Raw genomic sequence first — 17,689 nt, forward strand, 5'->3', positions numbered from 1 at the left:
GACGCGCATGGCATGCCGCATCAGTGAGCTGGTCATCGACTGCGCCGACCCCGACCGGCTCGCCGAATTCTGGAGCGAAGTGCTCGGCTACGTCGAGCTCGGCCGCGAGGACGACGGAAGCATCGAGATCGGGCCGCCAGACATCGGCTTCGGCGGCCCGCAGCCCACCCTCGTCCTCAGTCCCAGCGGCGACCGGCGGACCGGGAAGCTCCGGCTGCACATCGACGTCAACGCCACCGACCGCGACCAGGACGCCGAGCTGGAGCGGCTGCTCGCCCTCGGCGCCAGGCCCGCCGACGTCGGCCAGACCGGCACCGAGAGCTGGCATGTCCTAGTTGACCCGGAAGGCAATGAATTCTGCCTTCTGTCCACCCGGCTCCAACCTCTCTGACCAGGTCCTGAGGAGGTTGCCGGGCGGGTGGGCGGTGGTTCGGTCCCTTCGAGCAGTTGTGCACGCGATTTCAGGTTCACCCGCATTCCTCGCATTGAGCGGGTCTGTCGGTGCGGTAGGGCATGCTGCTGCCACTGGACGCCCCCCGACGATCGCTAAGGACACCCATGGCCCGCCAGGTTCGCTATCTCGACGATGAGCTCTACGTGCAGTACGGCGGGCTCTGTGTCCACGGCGGCACCGACTGCCCGGAGTTCCGTGACGACGAGTCGGAGGCCCTCCACTACACCGCCACCCTGCACCTGGAGGCCTGGGACGCCGAGCCGCCGGATCCGGGGTCCGGCTGGAGGCCGATCAAGCAGCTCGACTTCACGGCCACGACCGGAGTGGTCCAGATGGGGGTGACGGACCACGGCGGCCGGGACTTCCTGATCGGTCCTCCCCTCTTCGCGTACGGACTGACCGCGCACGTCGACGTCGTGGACTGCGGACGATGGTTGTTCCGGTTCTGGCCGATCCGCGATGTCTTCGACCCGCTCGTCCACATGAAGCCGCGGGAAACGATCGGATCGGCGCCACCGATGGAGCCCCGCCCGACGCCCGTCCCCGTCACGACGGCCGGGCAGTGGGCGGCCATGCGGCCGGACAAGTTCCGGCCCTCGGAAGGGAGCGTGCGGTGGGCGCCCACGCCGCAGGGATTCTTCGGCGCCGATCCGGTCGCCCGCATGTTCAACCTGCATCATGAGGATCCGGTCTCCCGCGCGCTGAACCCCGATCACGCGCCCACCTTCCTGATCCCGTCCCGCCCCCTCCACGAGGAGCTCGACCTCCGGGACAAGGAGAAAGGCGGCACCTACCGGATGTGGCGCTGGGAGAGGCGGACCGCCGACGGCAAGCCGGAGGACGGCAACCTGCTGACGGGCAGGATCGTGCACGTCCGTGACCCGCACGGCGGCCGTGTCCTCGCCTCGGGCATCGTGACGGTGCTGGGCATGGAGGACGAGCGTTACGACGTACGCGACGCCGAGCCCCACGAGGCCGCCCGGGTGCTCTGCTCCGAGGAGACCTGGCGGGACCCGGACTGAACGCAGGGGCTTCACCGCGGGGTCGGGAGGTCTTGAATCCCCGCTGGAAGGATCATTAGCCTCGATCCGGAACGCACAACCTCTGCTGTCTCGCTCGATACCCGCCCGAGGCACCGTCCGGTGCCCGCATTGGAGGTACGGTGACACAGGATTCCACCACCGCATTCGAGCACATTTCCGCTGGTTACCACCCGGATCCCGGCCTGTCGATGTCCTTGCGCGCCGAGGCGTACACGGATGCGAAGTGGTTCGACGTCGACCAGCGGGGGATCTTCGCCCGGACGTGGCAGTGGCTGTGCCATGTGGAGCTGCTGCGGGAGCCGGGAAGCTACGTGACGGGCACGGTGGCCGGCATGCCGATCGTCGCCGTCCGGGACGAGGCGGCGACGCTGCGGGCGTTCTACAACGTGTGCAAGCACCGGGCGCACGAACTGCTGTCCGGCTCGGGCGTCCGGCGCAGCATCGTGTGCCCCTACCACGCCTGGAACTTCGACCTGACCGGGCAGTTGAGGCGGGCCCGCAACACCGGCGGCATGCCGGGCTTCGACCCCTCCACGGTGTGCCTGGACCAGATCCAGGTCACCGAGTTCGGTGGCATGGTCTACGTCAACCTCGATCCGGCGGCGGCCTCCCTGTCTGAGCAGGCCGGGAGCCTGGAGGCGGAGATCGGGGCGCGGGCGCCGGACGTGGCCAAGCTGACCCTCGCCCGCCGGCTCACCTACGACATCGCCTCCAACTGGAAGAACGTCGTCGACAACTTCCTGGAGTGCTACCACTGCCACGTGGCCCACAAGGACTTCGTGTCCCTGGTCGACATGAGCACCTACAAAGTCACCACGTACGGGATCTACTCCAGCCACATGGCCCAGGCGGGCAAGGCGGAGAACACCGCGTACGACGTGTCGGGGGCGACGGTCACCGAGCACGCGGTCTGGTGGTTGTGGCCCAACACCTGCCTGCTGCGCTATCCCGGCCGCGGAAACTTCATGGTGCTGCAGATCATCCCGGACGGCCCTGAACGCACGCGCGAGACCTGGGACTTCTACCTGGAGACCACGGAGCCCGACGAGGCCGAGCTGGACGGCATCCGCTACATCGACGAGGTGCTCCAGGCGGAGGACATCGCCCTGGTCGAGAGCGTCCAGCGCGGGATGCGCACCCCCGCGTTCACCCAGGGCAAGATCGTCTATGACCCCGCCGGGTCGGGATTGTCGGAGCACGCGGTCCATCACTTCCACGGCCTGGTCCTGGAGGCGTACCGGCACGAGCTCGAACGTTCCCGCCTTTCGGGCGGGTAGCCGGCCGATGCGAAAGGAAATTTGCGCAAATAAAGTTGCGCAAATTTTCTTTCGTATCTAGGCTGGTCAGTATGCAGCCGCCTGACAGGACCCATCACGTCACGGACATCGACACCCTCAAAGCGCTGGGTCACCCGCTGCGCATCAAGCTCTACACGGCCCTCTACGCTGCGGGCACGGCCACGGCCTCACAGCTGGCCGACCAGGTCGACGAGGCGGTCTCGCTGGTCAGCTACCACCTGCGCAAGCTGGCCGCCCACGGCATCATCGAGGAGGCCCCCACCCGGGGCGACGCGAGGGAGCGCTGGTGGCAGGCCACCTCCACCGTGATCAGCACCAGGGACCAGGACTGGCGCGACGCCCCCGAGCGCACGGCCGTGCACACCGCGGTCTCCCGCGAGTACGCCCGCCAGCGCACCGAGATGTACGAGAGCTACCTCGACGCCAAGCCCGCCTGGGGCGACGACTGGCGAAACGCGGCCTTCAGCTCCGGATACCTGCTGTTCCTGACGGCCGGGGAATTCGGCGAGCTCCGCGACGAGGTCCACGAACTCGTCACGAAGTGGCGGGAGCGCGGGAACGCGGCCCGGGAGGCCGGTGACATGGACGGCCGCGAGAACGTCGCCGTGCACACGTACGGCTTCCCGTTCCGTGCCTGAAGACCCCCGAGGAGGAAAGATGATTTATCCCGAGTCGCACCTCTATATCGAGCAGGCACGGGCCCGCGAACTTCGCGCCGAGGCACGACACCGCCGGCTGCTCCGCGCCCTTGACCCGCCCCGCGCCGGCGAAGCCTGGCGCACCCGCCTCGGTTGGCTCCTGGTGGAGACGGGCCTGCGGCTCGTCCAGCGACGCAGCCCCATCGCCCACTCATAGCCGCCCGAGCGCGCCAGGACCGCACGGCAAGCGGGTGGCACGATGTCAGGCGGCGGTGGCGACCTTCCACAGATAGCCGTCGGGGTCGCTGAAGTAGCCGGAGTAGCCGCCCCACTCGGCCGTGGCCGCCTCCTTGACCGCGGTGCCGCCGGCGGCCACCGCCGCACGCATGACCTCGTCCACCACGTCCCTGGAGTCGGCGATGAAGTGGAACGAGGAGCCGCGGAACCCCGATCCCTCCGCGGGGACGCCGGCGTCCTGGGCCGCCGCCTCCCACTCGTAGATCGCCAGCGAGGGGGACCCCTCGCCCAGGCCGCACTTGACGAACCCGGGGAAGTCCTGCTCGATCTCGCAGCCCAGGCCCTCGGCATAGAACTTCTTGGCGCGGTCGACGTCCTTGACGCCGAGCATGATGGTGCTCACCTGCAACGTGACGTTCATGGCGCTCACAGTAGGCGCGGGCCGGCGGGGGCGCTTCTCCAATCCTGACCGAACGGCGCCCGATCACGCTTGACCTTCGCGTTACGGCAACTTCTACGGTCGTGAACGAGCCGGAAATCACCGGCGACGGCGCTGGAACAGGGGCGGGTGAGCAGGTCATGGCATGGTCGATCGCGCAGGTGGCCCAGATGTCGGGGGTGACGTCCCGGACGTTGCGCCACTACGACGAGATCGGGCTGCTGCCGCCCGCCCGGGTCGGCGCGAACGGCTACCGCTACTACGAGGAGGACCAGTTGCTGCGCCTGCAGCAGATCCTGGTGCTCCGCGAACTGGGCCTCGGCCTGGCCGAGATCAAGGAGATCGTCGAGCGGCACACCGACCCCGTGACAGCGCTGCGTGAGCACCACCGGCGCCTGCTGGCGGAGCGTGACCGGCTGAACCAGGTGGCCGGCCTTGTGGCGCGCACCATCGCCGAACTGCAGCGGAACGAAGGGAAGACGACCATGTCCAAAATCAGCAGACCGGAGAACCTGTTCGAGGGATTCGACAGTGCCCGCTACGAGGCCGAGGCCGGCGAGCGGTGGCCGGAGCACTGGCAGCAGACCGGGCAGCAGGAGCTGCTGGCCGGCCGCACCCCGCGGGAGCTGGAGCAGATGCAGCGGGAGGCGACGGCGGGAATGGTACGGATGGCCGAGCACATGCTCGCGGGCACCCCCGTCGACGCCCCGCAGGTCATCGCCGAGCTCGACGTCCACTATCGGCACCTGAGCGGGTCCTGGACCCCGACGGTGGCCCAGTATCTGCACCTGGCCCGGATGCAGGTGGAGGAGGAGCGGTTCCGGGCGGGCTACGAGCGGATCGCCGAAGGCCTGGCCGCGTACATGTGCGAAGCCATGACCGCATACGCGAACGCCCGGCTGGGCTGAGCCCGGCGGTCCTGCCCTGAGGTCCGACGTGCCTCGTTGGCCTGCTCGCGAGTCCCGAGGCAGGCCATCGAGGCGATCGGAAGGAAAAGTCAGCGGAGCTTCGTGGTCACCGTGCCGGGATCCGGCGCCTTGATCGACACCTTGCCGCCCCACCCGGTGTAGCGGCTGTCGACCGAGACGGTGGTGCTCTCCCCGTTCTCCGTCCTCGTGTACGACGTCTGCGCCCTGCTCACCAGGCCCGCCGAGGACAGCGTGAGGGTGTAGGAGATCTTGATGCCCTGCCAGGGCTTCTCGATCTCCGCACCGGCGATCCAGGACGAGACCGCCCCGAGCTCCTTCACGGTGATCGAGCCGGTGACGGAGCCGCCCTTCGACTTCCCGTTCTTGATCAGCGCGGCCAGCGTCCTGGGCTCGGCCGGATTGAGGAACTGCGCCCAGGAGTCGGGAATGGCGCCGCCGGCGCCCTTGAGCCAGGTCTTGCCCTCGGGGAGCAGGCCGGCGATGTTGCCGCCCGAGTAGTAGCCGGTCTTGCCGATGGAGATGACCCGCTGCTGGTCGTCGCCGAAGTCCATCGCGATGTCGAAGGCGGCCACGCCCTTCTTGTCGAACTGGAAGGTGCCCTTGTTGTCCCGGGCCCCCTGCTGGTGAGTCCCGTCCGACCAGGTGACGGCGTCGGTGAACTGTACGCCGTGCCCGGGCGCCAGCATGGCCTTCAGCGCGCTGACCGGGTCCTTCGGCGCCGCCTGGGCGGGCACGGCGGTCGCCACCAGCGCGGCACAGGCCGCCGCTAATATGCTCATCTTCTTCATGACAGGAGATCGTGCCGGAGCCGGATCACAACCCGGGATCAAGATCACTGCCGCCCGCGATCGTTACGCGGACGATGCCGACGCCGGTCAGGGGGTCACGACGGCCTTGGAGCGGTCGGTGGCCATGATGACGGCGAAGCTGCCGAGGACCGTGCCCGTGACGTACCGCTGGACGCGCAGCCAGGCGGGGCGGCGGACCAGGAAGGCCGCCAGGCTGCCGGCCGTGAGCACGATCAGCGCGTTGACCAGCGTGCCGACGGCGATCTGCACGGAGCCGAGGGCGAGGCTCTGCAGCAGTACGTGGCCCATGGACGGGTCGATGAACTGCGGGAGCAGCGACAGGTACAGGATGGCGATCTTGGGGTTCAGCAGGCAGGTCAGCAGGCCCATCGAGAACAGCTTGCCGGGCCCCTCCACCGGGAGCTCCTGGGGCTGCAGGGCCGACATGCCGCCCGGCTTGACCGCGTTCCAGGCCAGCCAGAGCAGGTAGGCCGCGCCGGCCAGCTTGAGCCCCGTGTACGCGGCCGGCACGTACGCGAAGACGGCCGTCAGCCCGAGGCAGGTCGCGGTCAGGTAGGCGGTGAAGCCCAGGAAGACGCCCGTGAGGGAGATCAGGCCCGAGCGGCGGCCCTGGGTGACCGAGCGCGAGATCAGATAGATCATGTTCGGGCCGGGAGTGAGCACCATCCCCAGCGACACCAGCGCGATTCCGATCAACCCAGCCGTCATATCAGCAGATTAGCTGATATATCGCCCAAACGATGTTGAATATGCGCCATAAACTACAATGCGTATTCGACCCGCTACGGGGGAGGACTGCATCGGGGGGACCACATGCAGTTCGACGACGACGCGCCACTCGACCCGTCGCAGGTGGAGGACGTACGGGCCGGAGGTTCGCAGCCGCGCGGCGGCGGCCCGATGCCGGGCGGATGCATGCTGCCCATCGGCGGCCGGGGCGGCGGCTGCCTGCTGTTGGTCCTGGCGGTGGCCGGTTTGTTCCTGTTCGGGCTCATTCCCTCACCGTTCACCGGGACCGAGGGCGGCAGGCAGGGCGGCGGGCAACTGCCGAGCGCGCCACCGGCGCCCTCCCCGAGCGGCAACCTCGCCGAACGCTGCCGCACCGGCGCCGACGCCGACCAGTCGGAGGACTGCCGCGTCGTCGGCATCGTGAACAGCATCCAGTCCTACTGGCGCCAGGCGTTCGCGGAGCGCGGCCAGGGTACGTACACGCCGGCCAGGACCGTGCTGTTCTCCCAGGCGGTCAGCACCGGCTGCGGCATCGCCGACTCCGCCGTCGGCCCCTTCTACTGTCCCGCCGACCGCAAGGTCTATCTGGATCTGACCTTCTTCAACACGTTGCAGCGCGACTTCGGCGCCGCCGGTGGCCCCTTCGCCCAGGCGTACGTGATCGCCCACGAGTACGGCCATCACGTACAGAACCTGCTCGGCACCATGGAAAAGATCGGCGCCAGCAGGCCGGGCGCCACCGGCACGTCGGTGCGCCTCGAACTCCAGGCCGACTGCTACGCCGGGGTCTGGGCGCACAACGCGGTCAAGACCGGCTTCTACCAGGAGCCGTTCACCCAGGACGACATCAACCAGGCGCTGAGCGCCGCCGCGGCGGTCGGGGACGACACCATCCAGCGGCGTACGCGGGGCCGCGTCACCCCCGACGCCTTCACGCACGGCACGTCGGAGCAGCGGGAGAAGTGGTTCGGCACCGGATACGACAGCGGAGACGCCCAGCGGTGCGACACCTTCTCCGGCGGCATCTGAAAGCGCCTCCGGCGCGACCGCGAAACGCCACCCGGCCGAACGCGAGCCGCCTGAGCTGCGCCGACGCGGCGTAACAGCGCAAGCAATCGGATTCTCTCCTAAAATCGGGGGGGTGATCTTCAAGCTTGTCGGCGACGAACGCCCTTATCCCGACCACGGTCTGACGCACCGAGAGTGGGCGCAGATCCCGCCACGGCAGGTCCGGCTCGACTCGTTGATCACCACGAAGGCCATGCTGGACCTGCACTCCCTGCTCGCCGCCGACTCCACGTTCTACGGGGATCTCTTCCCGCACGTGGTGCAGTGGCAGGGCGAGCTCTATCTGGAGGACGGCCTGCACCGCGCCCTGCGCGCGGCCCTGCACCAACGCTCGATCCTGCACGCCAGGGTCCTGGAGCTGCCCAACTGAGCCTGGAAAGGGGCCCACTCCGCTGCGGCAGAAGCTCCCAGCGGGCGAGTGAGCGTGCCCGGACATGCAAAAGGGCCCTCAGGGGGCCCTTCGCGAATGGCGGTGGTGGTGGGATTTGAACCCACGGATGAGTTGCCCCATCACACGCTTTCGAGGCGTGCGCCCTCGGCCACTAGGCGACACCACCGCGAATGAGCTTACCGGATCCGCCGAGTGGCGAAGAACCGCTTTAGTACGCCGGCGCACTCCTCCGCGAGCACCCCCATGACGACCTCGGGCCGATGGTTGAGCCGCCGATCCCGTACGACGTCCCACAACGACCCCACGGCCCCGCCCTTCTCGTCCACGGCGCCGTACACGACGCGCTCCACCCTGGCCAGCACCGCGGCCCCCGCGCACATCGTGCACGGCTCCAGGGTCACCACCAGCGTGCAACCACTCAGCCGCCACTGCCCGCGCAGCGCGGCCGCCCGCCGCAGCGCCAGCACCTCGGCGTGGGCCGTCGGGTCGGCGGCGGACTCGCGGTCGTTGCCCGCGGCGGCCAGCACCTCGCCGAACGGGTCGAGGACCACCGCGCCCACCGGGATCTCGCCCCTGGCGCCCGCCGTGACGGCCTCCGCCAGGGCCAGGCGCATGGCCTCCTCGTGCGTCACCGCACGACCTCGTGCGTCACCGCGCGACCCGCGCCCGGCCGCCGGTCATCGCAGGCGGTCGAGCTCGTCGGCGAACGACAGCCGCTCGGCGATCACCGACAGGATGTCGGCGGGCAGCATGCCCTCTTCCATGCTCAGCTCCAGCAGCTCCTCCGAGCTCACACCCAGATCGCTGAGCAGCTCGAAGTCCCCGGCCGGGCGCACGCCGAGGCCGTTGCTCTCCTTGTCCGGCGCCACCCCGGCGAACTCGGCGAACAGCTCGCCCAAGGGGTCGGCCAGGACCGCGTGCACGTCGGAGAGGAACACGCGGGGCTCTTCCTCGCCCCGGTAGCGGGCGATGGCGAACCACTCGTCCTCGACCTCGACGCAGAGCAGGGCCAGCTCGTCACCGGTCAGGCCCAGGGCTTCCATGACGGCATCGCCGAAGTCGTCCACGATCTCGGCGCCGCCCAGATCGACCTCGGCGCCGCTCCAACCATCAGAGGTCCTGACAAAAGCCGCAGAGAAGGTGTTGGACGCCATGTCCGTCGCTCCAGGGGGTCAGCCGAAGACCGATTCAATGGCACGTTCGAACGGCTCGGAGAAGCCGAGCCGCGCGGCGATGCTTGACAGGACGTCTTCGGGCAGGAGGTCGATGTCGCCGGAAAGGATGCCCAGCTCCATCTCGTCCAACCCGAGATCAGCGAAGATCGACAGATCCCCGGCGGGGAGCACGGTCTCCTCGTCCTGGAGGATCTCGTCGAGCTCCTCCTCGTCGGGCACGGGAACGTCGAGATAGTGGAGGACCTGCCGCGCCAGCGGGAAGTCCCAGGAGGCGGCGATGTCGGAGAGGAAGACGTCCACCCGATCGCCCAGGACCCGCAATGCCACGAAGAACTCATCCCCCACGGCCACCAGACCAATCGTGCCGCTCTCACTCGGCTGCTGCCGCAGGGCATGGATGAGCCCCTGCAGGTCGGACGTGAGCGCGACCGGCAGCAGCTCGGCCTCCCAGCAGTCGTCCTCGCGATAGACCACGATGGCGAAGTCGAGCGCGTCTTCGTCTGTCATCGCCATCCCCACCCGACCTCTGACACGACAGATATCACTAGCACCCAATCGTTCCAGAACCGGCCACGAGGCGTGTGCCTCTCCGGCCAAATTGTGATCAAAACCGATGACGTACGTCGCCCGGAGGTCGGGTCTGCACGTCAGTGTCCCCACAAGATAGCGTTGTCCCTTATGGAAACCCTCGTCGTCGACCATCCGCTGGTGGCGCACAAGCTGACCACACTGCGCGATGTCCGCACCGACTCCCCCACCTTCCGCAGGCTCGCGGACGAGTTGGTGACACTGCTGGCGTACGAGGCCACCCGTGACGTGCGTGTGACGGAGGTCACCGTCGATACGCCCGTCGCCCCCGCCCACGGCGTGCGGCTGGCCAAGCCGTACCCGCTGGTCGTGCCGATCCTGCGGGCGGGGCTCGGCATGCTCGACGGCATGACCAGGCTGCTGCCCACGGCCGAGGTCGGGTTCCTCGGCATGATCCGCGACGAGAACACGCTGCAGGCGGAGACGTACGCCACGCGGCTGCCCGAGGACCTGTCAGGACGGCAGTGCTACGTGGTCGACCCGATGCTGGCCACCGGCGGCACACTGGCGGCGGCCGTGCAATACCTGTTCGACCGGGGGGCCGTGGACGTCACGGCCATCTGCCTGCTGGCCGCCCCCGAGGGCCTGGCCTACATGGACAAGGTGTTCGCCAACACGGGCAAGCCGATCCGGGTGGTGACCGCGGCGCTCGACGAGCGGCTCAACGAGCACGGCTACATCGTCCCCGGCCTCGGTGACGCGGGAGACCGCCTCTACGGCGTCGTCTGATCTACGGCGCCGTCTGAAAAGTCCTTTATTCCGTCACACGGAGTCCCAGCTTCGTTACATACTGTGGTTGGGTGGGTACGAAGAGACGGGAAGGCAACTTCCGCATGCGCGTGGGGGAGCACGATGAGCGACATGCCCAGTGCCGAGGTGTCGTGGTGAACGATCACATTGAGGCCGATCCGACTCCGTACGCGGAGGTGGAGTCGGCGCTGTGCGACGAGTTCGCCGGCGTCCATTCCTCGACCACGGTAACGCGCTGTGTCGAGGCCGCGCACTACGGCGCGCTGGAGGTCACCGGCTATGCCCATCCGAGCCTCGTCGAGCGCATCGCGCGCAAGCATCTCCACGTCCTGGCCCTCGTGGCCAGCGAGCGTGGCTAACCAAGATCAGAACTAACCCGCCAAAGGCATCTTTACCCCGGCACAGGGGTGGGTAATGTATACGGCGGGAGTGGGTACACGGAGGCGACAGTGCAGGTCAAAAAAGTCCTCACATGGGGCGGTATCGCATTTGTTGCGTACTTCCTGCTCGCACGACCAGCCGACGCCGCGGATGCGGTGAGAGGGGCGTTCGACACGATGTTCAACGCGGCCGACTCTCTGGCCCAATTCGTCAACAACCTCGCATGAGACTTGTGACCCACGGGGACTCTGCCCCGTCGTCGGTCAACCGCTACCTCCTCCCCCACGAACAACAAGTCATCATGGTGCGGCGGCATCCCGCCATCCTGTTGCGTCCGGTCGCCGAGGTCTTCGGCGGCCTGATCCTCGCCGGGCTGCTCAGCAGGTTCTTCGGCGGGGGCGAGACGGGCGGCACGGCGCTCGTCGTCGTGTGGTGGTTGTGGCTGCTGCTGCTGATCCGTTTTGTTTGGAAAGTCGCGGAGTGGTCGGTCGATTACTTTGTGGTGACTTCCAAGCGAATGTTGCTGACCACCGGGTTGATCACGCGCAAGGTCGCGATGATGCCCCTGGGCAAGGTCACCGACATGAGTTTCCAAAGATCTCTGCTTGGGCGCATGCTCGGTTACGGTGAGTTCATCCTGGAGTCGGCCGGTCAGGACCAGGCCCTCTCCAACGTCGAGTACATTCCGTATCCCGAGACGCTCTACCTCGAGGTCTGCCAGATGCTTTTCCCCGGCGGCAAGGACGACGGGGACGATTAATCTTCGCGTGGGGAATTCTTCACGCGGGGATACCAGATTCGGCTACTTCATGCAATCATTGCGTGTTGTTGACCCTTCCCCGCCTTGAGAGATGAGATGCCGAGTCAGGGAACCATCGGTGACCGCGTCCGTGGATTGCGGCTGAACAGGCGGATGTCCCAGGCCCAACTGGCCGGACCCGACCTGTCTGACAGTTATGTCTCGCTCATAGAGTCGGGCAAGCGCACGCCGACTCCTGTGGTCGCGCGGCTCTTGGCCGAACGCCTTGGCTGCACGACCGAGTTCCTTCTGCACGGGATCGAGCCGCGGCAGCGCATCGACACCGAGCTCGGGCTGCGTCATGCGGAGCTAGAGCTCCAGCACGGCGACCCGGCCGTCGCCGCCGACCGGTTCACGGAGATCGTGAAGGCGGCCGACGAGGAGAACGCCATGCTGACCGCGCACGCGCGGTTCGGCAGAGCACGTGCCCTTGAGGCCCAGGGCCGTCTCGGCCAGGCGGTGGAGGCGTTCGAGCGCCTGCGCAGGGAGGCGGCGGCCCACCCCGAGCGGCTGGCCGACCTGCCGCTCACCATCGCGCTGAGCCGCTGCTACCAGCGGGCCGGCGACCGCCTGCGCGCCAGCGACCTGGCCTCCTACGCTCTGGAGCAGGCCGAGCGGCTGTCGATCTCGCAGGGCGAGGTCGCGATCGACCTGGCCGCCGCACTGGTCGAGGCGCGCAGCGACAGGACCAGCGACTCGCCCGAGCTCGACTACGTCAAGCGGGTGCTGGACACCGCTGACGTTCCAGCAGTTATGGACCGTTCCGGAGAGATTCACGCGTTGTGGCACGCGAGCGCCGCCGCCGCGGCCGGGGAGGACTCGGCGCTGGCTGTTCGCCTGGCAGACGACGCGATCATGGCGGGCCGTCAGACGCGACTCGCGCTGCAGCTCGCCCGGGCCGCCATGCACTGGTCCCGGATGGCCACGACACCGATCGAGGAGGCCGAGCGGCTCGTCGAGGCCGCCTCCCGGGCGTTCGCGGTCTTCCCCGCCACGGCTCGCGAGCACAGCGAGAGCCTGATCGTGCACGCGCGGGTGCGGCTGCGGGCCGGCGACCTGGAGCGCGCGGCGGAGCTGGCCGGCACGGCGGTGGAGCTGTCGTCCGACGGCATGGGCACGACCTCCGCCGAGGCTCGGCTGGTGCTGGCCACGATCGCGCTCGACCGCGGCGAGGACGCCACCGCGCACCTGCGCACCGCCCACCAGTTGCTCGACACGCGCGACCGGCCGATTTTCGGGTCCGACCGGCAGGCCGCCCGCTGCTGGCGCGAGCTGGGCGACCTCTACGGCCGGGTGGAGCTCAAGACACAGCAGACAGCCGCCTACCGAAAGGCCCTCGAAGCCGCCGGGGTCCGCTCGGCGCTGGCCGGGGTGACGGCGGACGCTACAGTTTCACACTGAAACCTCCGGGGGCTCCAGATTTGGCGTTCCGAGTCTGGAATAATTAGGGTCGACCAGTCATTGACTCATAGGATGATTGGTTTCCCCGGAGGAGGCGGACTGTGAGTCTGCGTACGGCGCAGCGGGCTTCGCTTGTCGACCAGGTGATCGATCAGCTCAAGGAGCAGATCACCTCAGGGTCGTGGCGAATGAACGGCAAGATCCCGACCGAGACCGTCCTCGCGGAGCAACTCGGAGTGGGTCGTAACACCGTTCGCGAGGCCGTACGCGCGCTCACTCACGCCGGGCTGCTCGAGTGCCGTCAGGGGGACGGCACTTACGTCCGCGCGACCAGCGAGCTCTCCGGTGCGATGCTCAGGCGGCTGCGGCAGGCCGAGCAGCTCGAGATCCTCGAAGTACGCCGTGCGCTGGAGGTGGAGTCCGCCCGCCTGGCCGCCACCCGGCGCACCGACGACGACATCAAGCGCATCGAGGCGGCGCTGGCCGAGCGGGACCGCGCCTGGGAGCTGGACGACCCTGACTTCTTCGTCGAGGCCGACCTGGCCTTCCACATGGCCGTCGCGCACGCCACCCACAACCTGGTGCTCATCGACCTCTACGAGGACTTCTCGGCGGCGCTGCGGGCCAGCATCACCGCGGCCGGGACGTCGCTGAACAAGAGCTACATCCCGCACGACGCGATCGCCCGGGCCATCGCGGCCGGCGACGCGGCGGCGGCCGAGCGGGCCGGGCACGCCTGCATGGAGCACATCCTCATCGCCCTCACGGAGTCCTGACCCGGTTGAAGGGCGAGGTGAGCAGGAGCCGGCGCAAGCAGGAGGCGCCCGACCTCGGCATCCTGGCCGGCCGGACCCTTTTCGCGCTGCAACGGCAGCTCTTCGCCGAGCTGGCCGAGCAGGGGCATCCGGACGTGCGGCCGCGGCACGGGGCCGTACTGGCGTATCTGGACGAGGCCGGCAGCAGGGCCACCGACCTGGCCACGCTGTCGGGCCGGCACAAGCAGGTGATCGGCACGCTGGTGGACGAGCTGGTCGAGCTCGGCTATGTGGAACGCCGCCCGGACCCGGCCGACCGCCGGGCCAAGCTGATCGTGCCCACCGAGCGCGGCCTCGACCACATGGCCAGGTCTGACGCCGTCATCGCCGCCATGGAGGCGGCCCATGCGCAGGCCGTGGGCGAGCCCGCGTACGCGGAGTTCAAGCGGGTCTTCAAGCTGGTCGCGGAGCGGCTCAGCTCTGGCGGAGAGACATGACCAGGTAGCGGAAGGCGGGGTGGGCGTCGCCCGGCACGTCCTGGATGAGCGCGGGCCGGGTGGGCGACTCCATGTTGATCCTGGCCAGCTCGCTCTCGATGCCCGTCAGCCCGTCGAGCAGGAACTGCGACTGGAAGGCGATCTGGATGTCGTCGCCGCGCAGCTCGCACGGGACCACCTCGGCGCCGCGCCCGACGTCGCCGCCGCCCGCCTGGATCAGCACCTGCCCCTGGCTGAACGACAGCCGGATCGCGGTGTTGCGCTCGGCCACCAGGGCCACGCGCTTGATCGCGTTGACGAACGGCGCCACCGCCACGTCGGCCCTGATCGACCACTCCGCGGTCAGCCTGGCCCGGTAGTCGATGAACTGCTCGTCGAGCAGCCGCACCGTGGTGCTGCGCCCCACGCTCTCGAACCCGGCCACCCCGTCGCCCATGGCGATCGACACCTCGCCGCCGCGCAGCGACTTGGCCACCTCCACCAGCACCCGCGACGGGACCATGGCGGAGACGGCCACGCCGGGATCGACCGGGCGCCAGAGGAAGTCACGGGCGGCGATGCGGTAGCGGTCGGTGGCCGCCATCGCCACGGACTCGCCCTCGATGTCGACCCTGATGCCGGTGAGCATGGGCAGCGTGTCGTCGCGGCTGGCCGCGGGCGCGACCTGGCCGACCGCGGAGGCGAACACGCCGCCGCCCACGGCGCCGATGCCCGGTGGCATCGTGGGCATGGTCGGGAAGTCCTCGACCGGCATCGTGATCAGGCCGAACTCCGCGCTCCCGCAGGTCAGCACCGCCTCCGGGCCCTCCGTGACGATCTCCACCTCCTCGGCGGGGAGGCTGCGGCTGATCTCGGCCAGCAGCCGGCCGGGGATCAGCACCCGGCCCTCCTCGGCCACGTCGGCGTCGACGTCGGCCCGTGCCGAGACGTCGTAGTCGAACGCGGACAGGCTCAGCTCGTCTCCGGCCTCCAGCAGCAGTCCGGACAGGACGGGCGTCACAGGGCGGCTGGGCAGCACTCGGGCAGCCCACGCCACCGCATCTGCCAGTACATCGCGGTTAACCCGGATTTTCACCTGTTACCACCCCTTCGTCGTGCCCTGCCTCTACGAAAATAGCCGGTACGACCGACAACTACCGGCACTCGGGCGGACGATTAGCGGCTGTTGAGGTAGGCGAGCACCGCCAGCACGCGGCGGTTGTCGTCGTCGGAGGGGGCCAGGCCGAGCTTGGCGAAGATGGAGGCCGTGTGCTTGGCCACGGCGCTCTCGCTGAGGTAGAGCCGCTGGGAGATGCCGGCGTTGGACCGCCCCTCGGCCATGGCCTCCAGGACCTCGCGCTCGCGCGGGGTGAGCGCGGCCAGCGGCTCGTTCCTGGCGTTGCTGGCCAGTAGCTTGGCGATCACCTCGGGGTCCATGGCGGTGCCACCCTCGGCGACCCGGCGTACGGCGTCGACGAACTGCGTGGCGTTGAAGACCCGGTCCTTGAGCAGGTAGCCGATCGCGCCCGAGCCGTCGGCCAGCAGCTCGCGGGCGTAGAGCTGCTCCACGTGCTGGGACAGGACCAGGATCGGCAGCCCCGGCACCTTCGCCCTGGCCGCGAGCGCGGCCTGCAGGCCCTCGTCGGTGAACGTGGGCGGCAGCCGCACGTCCACGATCGAGACGTCGGGCCGCAGCTCCAGCAGGCCCTTGAGCAGCTCGGGACCGGACTCCACTGCGGCGACGACCGTGAAGCCGTGGGCCTGCAGCAGGTGGACCAGCCCGTCGCGCAGCAGGTAGAGATCCTCCGCGATGAGCACCCGGCTCACTCCAACCTCCACGGTTTGCCCGGCGTCGCCCCCCTCATCCAGCGCTCCGGGTCGTGGGTGGCGGGAATGCGCATGGCCATGAAATGCATGAATATCCCGAGCCCGATCATGCCGAAGATCACCGGCCACTGCCAGACCTCGGGAAGGTACAGGGCGAGGAACCAGGACTTCTCCTCGCCTCCGAGGGCCTTGACGACGCCCGCCACGATCCCCTGCGGGAACGTCGGGCACCAGGCGGTGGCCCAGAGCGCGGCGACCACGAGCAGCTTCCGGCGCGGCAGGCAGGCCCGCTTTCTCCCCGAGCTGCCCGGCAGCACCGCGGGCAGGTCCATGGTCACGGTGGTGGGGCCGCCCGGCGGGCTGTTGAGCGCCAGGACCCCGTCGAAGGCGGACAGCCGCCGTTCGATGCCGGACAGGCCGCTGCCCTTGGCCGGGTCGGCGCCGCCCATGCCGTCGTCGGTGACCGTGATGCGCAGATCGGAGTCGTTCGTACTGATGTCCACCTCTGCCGTGCGGGCGTCCCCGTGTCGCGCGGCGTTGGAGAGCAGCTCGCTGACCGCGAAGTACGCCGCCGCCTCCACCGGCGCCTCCAGCCTGCCCGGCAGGTCGACCGTCACGCTGACCTGCATGGCGCTGTCCATGGCCAGCGCGCGGACGGCGTCGCCGAGCCCGCGCTCGGCCAGCACCGGCGGGTGGATGCCGCGGATGACCCTGCGCAGCTCCGTCAGCGTCTCGGACGAGGACTCCCTGGCCTTGGCCAGCAGCGCCTTGGCCGCAGTGGGATCGTTGTCGACGAGCGCCTCCACCGCTCCGAGCGTCATGCCGATCGCCACCAGCCTGGCCTGTGCGCCGTCGTGCAGGTCACGCTCGATCCTGCGCATCTCGGCCGCCTGGGAGTCGGCCGCCAGGTTGCGCGTACGCCTGAGGTGGCTCACCTGCCCGGCCAGCCGGCTGGCGGCGGTGGCGCCGAGCACCCAGTTGCTCCAGATCGCGTAGACGCGCAGGCCGCGCCCGGGCACCAGGAGGAACGCGGGCAGCAGCAGGAGCTTCACCACCGGGTCGAGCAGCAGCCAGAGACCGTCCCGCCAGGTCGCCGGGTCGGTGAGCAGCCACTTCCAGCGGTTGTTCCAGGCCGGCACCCGCGGGCTCCGGTAGAGGGTGCGGTCCGAGCGGTACATGCCGTCCGGCTGCCGCACCGGAGGCGGTGGTTCGGGCAAGTACGGGGCCTCGATGGGGACGCCCGTCCACTCCCGCATCAGTCGCCTGTTGAGCTCGGCGAAATACCTGACCATCCAGGCCAGCGGCGGGAAGAGGAAGATCAGGCCCATGCCGAACGAGGCCAGCAGCATGGGCAGCGCCGCCATGACCGCGGGGATCTCCGCGAGCAGCAGGGCGAGCAGCACGGCGACCTGACCGAACCTTCGGAGCATGCCCTCAGTCTGCGACAGTCCCCGCGGCCCAGTCACTGCACCTAGGTACACCCTTGCCGGGCAGCTACCGGG

The 17,689-nt window shown here is 69.0% G+C and carries 24 protein-coding genes and 1 tRNA gene; 15 read left to right on the forward strand and 10 right to left on the reverse strand.

Annotated elements, in window-relative coordinates; all coding sequences use genetic code 11:
- Positions 1-7: 7 nt before the first annotated feature.
- From BLS95_RS28265 to BLS95_RS28285, 5 genes are all read left to right on the forward strand, one after another.
- A complete protein-coding gene (locus BLS95_RS28265) occupies positions 8-391 on the forward strand; it encodes a VOC family protein (protein ID WP_090937649.1) in 384 nt (127 codons plus the stop codon).
- A 167-nt stretch (positions 392-558) separates the two neighbouring features.
- Entirely contained in the window at positions 559-1,476 is a 918-nt protein-coding gene (locus BLS95_RS28270) for a hypothetical protein (RefSeq protein WP_090937652.1), read from the forward strand.
- Between the two features lie 140 nt (positions 1,477-1,616).
- Positions 1,617-2,774, forward strand: coding sequence for an aromatic ring-hydroxylating oxygenase subunit alpha (locus tag BLS95_RS28275; RefSeq protein WP_090937655.1), 1,158 nt, complete (start codon positions 1,617-1,619; stop codon positions 2,772-2,774).
- 71 nt (positions 2,775-2,845) lie between these two features.
- Positions 2,846-3,433 carry a winged helix-turn-helix domain-containing protein gene (locus BLS95_RS28280; protein WP_090937658.1) on the forward strand — a complete coding sequence of 196 codons (588 nt, stop codon included), beginning with the start codon at positions 2,846-2,848 and terminating at the stop codon, positions 3,431-3,433.
- 19 nt (positions 3,434-3,452) lie between these two features.
- A complete protein-coding gene (locus tag BLS95_RS28285) occupies positions 3,453-3,650 on the forward strand; it encodes a hypothetical protein (protein WP_218136014.1) in 198 nt (65 codons plus the stop codon).
- A gap of 45 nt (positions 3,651-3,695) precedes the next feature.
- On the opposite strand, the gene BLS95_RS28290 is transcribed toward BLS95_RS28285, so the two are convergent.
- The gene (locus BLS95_RS28290) at positions 3,696-4,091 is read right to left on the reverse strand and encodes a VOC family protein (RefSeq protein WP_090937661.1); all 396 of its coding nucleotides are present in this window, start codon (positions 4,089-4,091) and stop codon (positions 3,696-3,698) included.
- A 101-nt stretch (positions 4,092-4,192) separates the two neighbouring features.
- Between BLS95_RS28290 and BLS95_RS28295 the strand changes: the two genes are divergently transcribed.
- Positions 4,193-5,017 (forward strand): MerR family transcriptional regulator, encoded by an 825-nt coding sequence (locus tag BLS95_RS28295; RefSeq protein WP_245765323.1) that lies wholly within the window; start codon positions 4,193-4,195, stop codon positions 5,015-5,017.
- A gap of 89 nt (positions 5,018-5,106) precedes the next feature.
- Here BLS95_RS28295 and BLS95_RS28300 read toward each other — a convergent pair whose 3' ends face one another.
- Both BLS95_RS28300 and BLS95_RS28305 read right to left on the reverse strand, forming a co-directional pair.
- Entirely contained in the window at positions 5,107-5,817 is a 711-nt protein-coding gene (locus BLS95_RS28300; protein WP_143043903.1) for a hypothetical protein, read from the reverse strand.
- 96 nt (positions 5,818-5,913) lie between these two features.
- The gene (locus BLS95_RS28305; protein WP_090937668.1) at positions 5,914-6,555 is read right to left on the reverse strand and encodes a LysE family translocator; all 642 of its coding nucleotides are present in this window, start codon (positions 6,553-6,555) and stop codon (positions 5,914-5,916) included.
- A 105-nt stretch (positions 6,556-6,660) separates the two neighbouring features.
- Here BLS95_RS28305 and ypfJ point away from each other — a divergent pair, with 105 nt between their 5' ends.
- Both ypfJ and BLS95_RS28315 read left to right on the forward strand, forming a co-directional pair.
- Positions 6,661-7,605: a KPN_02809 family neutral zinc metallopeptidase gene (gene ypfJ / locus BLS95_RS28310; RefSeq protein ID WP_090937670.1), complete on the forward strand. Its 945-nt coding sequence runs from the start codon at positions 6,661-6,663 to the stop codon at positions 7,603-7,605.
- 112 nt (positions 7,606-7,717) lie between these two features.
- Positions 7,718-8,014 carry a type II toxin-antitoxin system VapB family antitoxin gene (locus BLS95_RS28315; RefSeq protein ID WP_090937673.1) on the forward strand — a complete coding sequence of 99 codons (297 nt, stop codon included), beginning with the start codon at positions 7,718-7,720 and terminating at the stop codon, positions 8,012-8,014.
- A 97-nt stretch (positions 8,015-8,111) separates the two neighbouring features.
- Here the strand turns inward: BLS95_RS28315 and BLS95_RS28320 are convergent.
- The 4 genes from BLS95_RS28320 to BLS95_RS28335 all read right to left on the reverse strand — a co-directional run bounded on the left by BLS95_RS28320 (position 8,112) and on the right by BLS95_RS28335 (position 9,723).
- Positions 8,112-8,201, reverse strand: a tRNA-Ser gene (locus tag BLS95_RS28320).
- A gap of 10 nt (positions 8,202-8,211) precedes the next feature.
- Positions 8,212-8,667 carry a tRNA adenosine(34) deaminase TadA gene (gene tadA / locus BLS95_RS28325; RefSeq protein ID WP_218136015.1) on the reverse strand — a complete coding sequence of 152 codons (456 nt, stop codon included), beginning with the start codon at positions 8,665-8,667 and terminating at the stop codon, positions 8,212-8,214.
- Positions 8,668-8,712: 45 nt separating this feature from the next.
- Complete coding sequence (locus BLS95_RS28330; protein WP_090937675.1) at positions 8,713-9,189, reverse strand: tRNA adenosine deaminase-associated protein; 477 nt, start codon at positions 9,187-9,189, stop codon at positions 8,713-8,715.
- An 18-nt stretch (positions 9,190-9,207) separates the two neighbouring features.
- Complete coding sequence (locus tag BLS95_RS28335) at positions 9,208-9,723, reverse strand: tRNA adenosine deaminase-associated protein (protein ID WP_425434752.1); 516 nt, start codon at positions 9,721-9,723, stop codon at positions 9,208-9,210.
- Between the two features lie 165 nt (positions 9,724-9,888).
- Here BLS95_RS28335 and upp point away from each other — a divergent pair, with 165 nt between their 5' ends.
- From upp to BLS95_RS28365, 7 genes are all read left to right on the forward strand, one after another.
- The gene (gene upp, locus BLS95_RS28340; RefSeq protein WP_090937678.1) at positions 9,889-10,527 is read left to right on the forward strand and encodes a uracil phosphoribosyltransferase; all 639 of its coding nucleotides are present in this window, start codon (positions 9,889-9,891) and stop codon (positions 10,525-10,527) included.
- 155 nt (positions 10,528-10,682) lie between these two features.
- Positions 10,683-10,907 (forward strand): hypothetical protein, encoded by a 225-nt coding sequence (locus BLS95_RS28345; RefSeq protein ID WP_090938092.1) that lies wholly within the window; start codon positions 10,683-10,685, stop codon positions 10,905-10,907.
- Positions 10,908-10,997: 90 nt separating this feature from the next.
- Positions 10,998-11,156 (forward strand): hypothetical protein, encoded by a 159-nt coding sequence (locus BLS95_RS55895; RefSeq protein ID WP_176993414.1) that lies wholly within the window; start codon positions 10,998-11,000, stop codon positions 11,154-11,156.
- Positions 11,153-11,689, forward strand: coding sequence for a PH domain-containing protein (locus BLS95_RS28350; protein ID WP_090937681.1), 537 nt, complete (start codon positions 11,153-11,155; stop codon positions 11,687-11,689). The genes BLS95_RS55895 and BLS95_RS28350 overlap by 4 nt, the downstream gene beginning before the upstream one ends.
- A 96-nt stretch (positions 11,690-11,785) precedes the next feature.
- Positions 11,786-13,129: a helix-turn-helix domain-containing protein gene (locus tag BLS95_RS28355; RefSeq protein WP_090937684.1), complete on the forward strand. Its 1,344-nt coding sequence runs from the start codon at positions 11,786-11,788 to the stop codon at positions 13,127-13,129.
- Between the two features lie 101 nt (positions 13,130-13,230).
- Entirely contained in the window at positions 13,231-13,905 is a 675-nt protein-coding gene (locus tag BLS95_RS28360; RefSeq protein WP_090937687.1) for a FadR/GntR family transcriptional regulator, read from the forward strand.
- A gap of 17 nt (positions 13,906-13,922) precedes the next feature.
- Positions 13,923-14,381 (forward strand): MarR family winged helix-turn-helix transcriptional regulator, encoded by a 459-nt coding sequence (locus BLS95_RS28365; RefSeq protein ID WP_090938095.1) that lies wholly within the window; start codon positions 13,923-13,925, stop codon positions 14,379-14,381.
- Here BLS95_RS28365 and dnaN read toward each other — a convergent pair.
- The 3 genes from dnaN to BLS95_RS28380 form a co-directional block, all read right to left on the reverse strand.
- The gene (dnaN, locus tag BLS95_RS28370; RefSeq protein WP_090937690.1) at positions 14,359-15,456 is read right to left on the reverse strand and encodes a DNA polymerase III subunit beta; all 1,098 of its coding nucleotides are present in this window, start codon (positions 15,454-15,456) and stop codon (positions 14,359-14,361) included. The genes BLS95_RS28365 and dnaN overlap by 23 nt on opposite strands.
- A gap of 80 nt (positions 15,457-15,536) precedes the next feature.
- The gene (locus BLS95_RS28375; RefSeq protein WP_090937693.1) at positions 15,537-16,187 is read right to left on the reverse strand and encodes a response regulator; all 651 of its coding nucleotides are present in this window, start codon (positions 16,185-16,187) and stop codon (positions 15,537-15,539) included.
- Positions 16,184-17,617 carry a sensor histidine kinase gene (locus BLS95_RS28380; protein ID WP_090937696.1) on the reverse strand — a complete coding sequence of 478 codons (1,434 nt, stop codon included), beginning with the start codon at positions 17,615-17,617 and terminating at the stop codon, positions 16,184-16,186. Before BLS95_RS28380 ends, BLS95_RS28375 begins: the two co-directional genes overlap by 4 nt.
- Positions 17,618-17,689 lie beyond the last annotated feature (72 nt).

Origin of the sequence: Nonomuraea jiangxiensis (assembly GCF_900099965.1) — a bacterium.
GTDB classification, from domain to species: domain Bacteria; phylum Actinomycetota; class Actinomycetes; order Streptosporangiales; family Streptosporangiaceae; genus Nonomuraea; species Nonomuraea jiangxiensis.

Bases quoted from the DNA above. Each gene is read 5' to 3' on its own strand.
- BLS95_RS28335 (WP_425434752.1), bottom strand. From the start codon at position 9,723: ATGGCGATGACAGACGAAGACGCGCTCGACTTCGCCATCGTGGTCTAT.
- upp (WP_090937678.1), top strand. From the start codon at position 9,889: ATGGAAACCCTCGTCGTCGACCATCCGCTGGTGGCGCACAAGCTGACC.
- BLS95_RS28305 (WP_090937668.1), bottom strand. From the start codon at position 6,555: ATGACGGCTGGGTTGATCGGAATCGCGCTGGTGTCGCTGGGGATGGTG.
- BLS95_RS28330 (WP_090937675.1), bottom strand. From the start codon at position 9,189: ATGGCGTCCAACACCTTCTCTGCGGCTTTTGTCAGGACCTCTGATGGT.
- BLS95_RS28355 (WP_090937684.1), top strand. From the start codon at position 11,786: ATGCCGAGTCAGGGAACCATCGGTGACCGCGTCCGTGGATTGCGGCTG.
- BLS95_RS28270 (WP_090937652.1), top strand. From the start codon at position 559: ATGGCCCGCCAGGTTCGCTATCTCGACGATGAGCTCTACGTGCAGTAC.
- BLS95_RS28265 (WP_090937649.1), top strand. From the start codon at position 8: ATGGCATGCCGCATCAGTGAGCTGGTCATCGACTGCGCCGACCCCGAC.
- BLS95_RS28285 (WP_218136014.1), top strand. From the start codon at position 3,453: ATGATTTATCCCGAGTCGCACCTCTATATCGAGCAGGCACGGGCCCGC.
- BLS95_RS28300 (WP_143043903.1), bottom strand. From the start codon at position 5,817: ATGAGCATATTAGCGGCGGCCTGTGCCGCGCTGGTGGCGACCGCCGTG.
- BLS95_RS28280 (WP_090937658.1), top strand. From the start codon at position 2,846: ATGCAGCCGCCTGACAGGACCCATCACGTCACGGACATCGACACCCTC.
- ypfJ (WP_090937670.1), top strand. From the start codon at position 6,661: ATGCAGTTCGACGACGACGCGCCACTCGACCCGTCGCAGGTGGAGGAC.
- BLS95_RS28380 (WP_090937696.1), bottom strand. From the start codon at position 17,617: ATGCTCCGAAGGTTCGGTCAGGTCGCCGTGCTGCTCGCCCTGCTGCTC.
- BLS95_RS28350 (WP_090937681.1), top strand. From the start codon at position 11,153: ATGAGACTTGTGACCCACGGGGACTCTGCCCCGTCGTCGGTCAACCGC.
- BLS95_RS28290 (WP_090937661.1), bottom strand. From the start codon at position 4,091: ATGAACGTCACGTTGCAGGTGAGCACCATCATGCTCGGCGTCAAGGAC.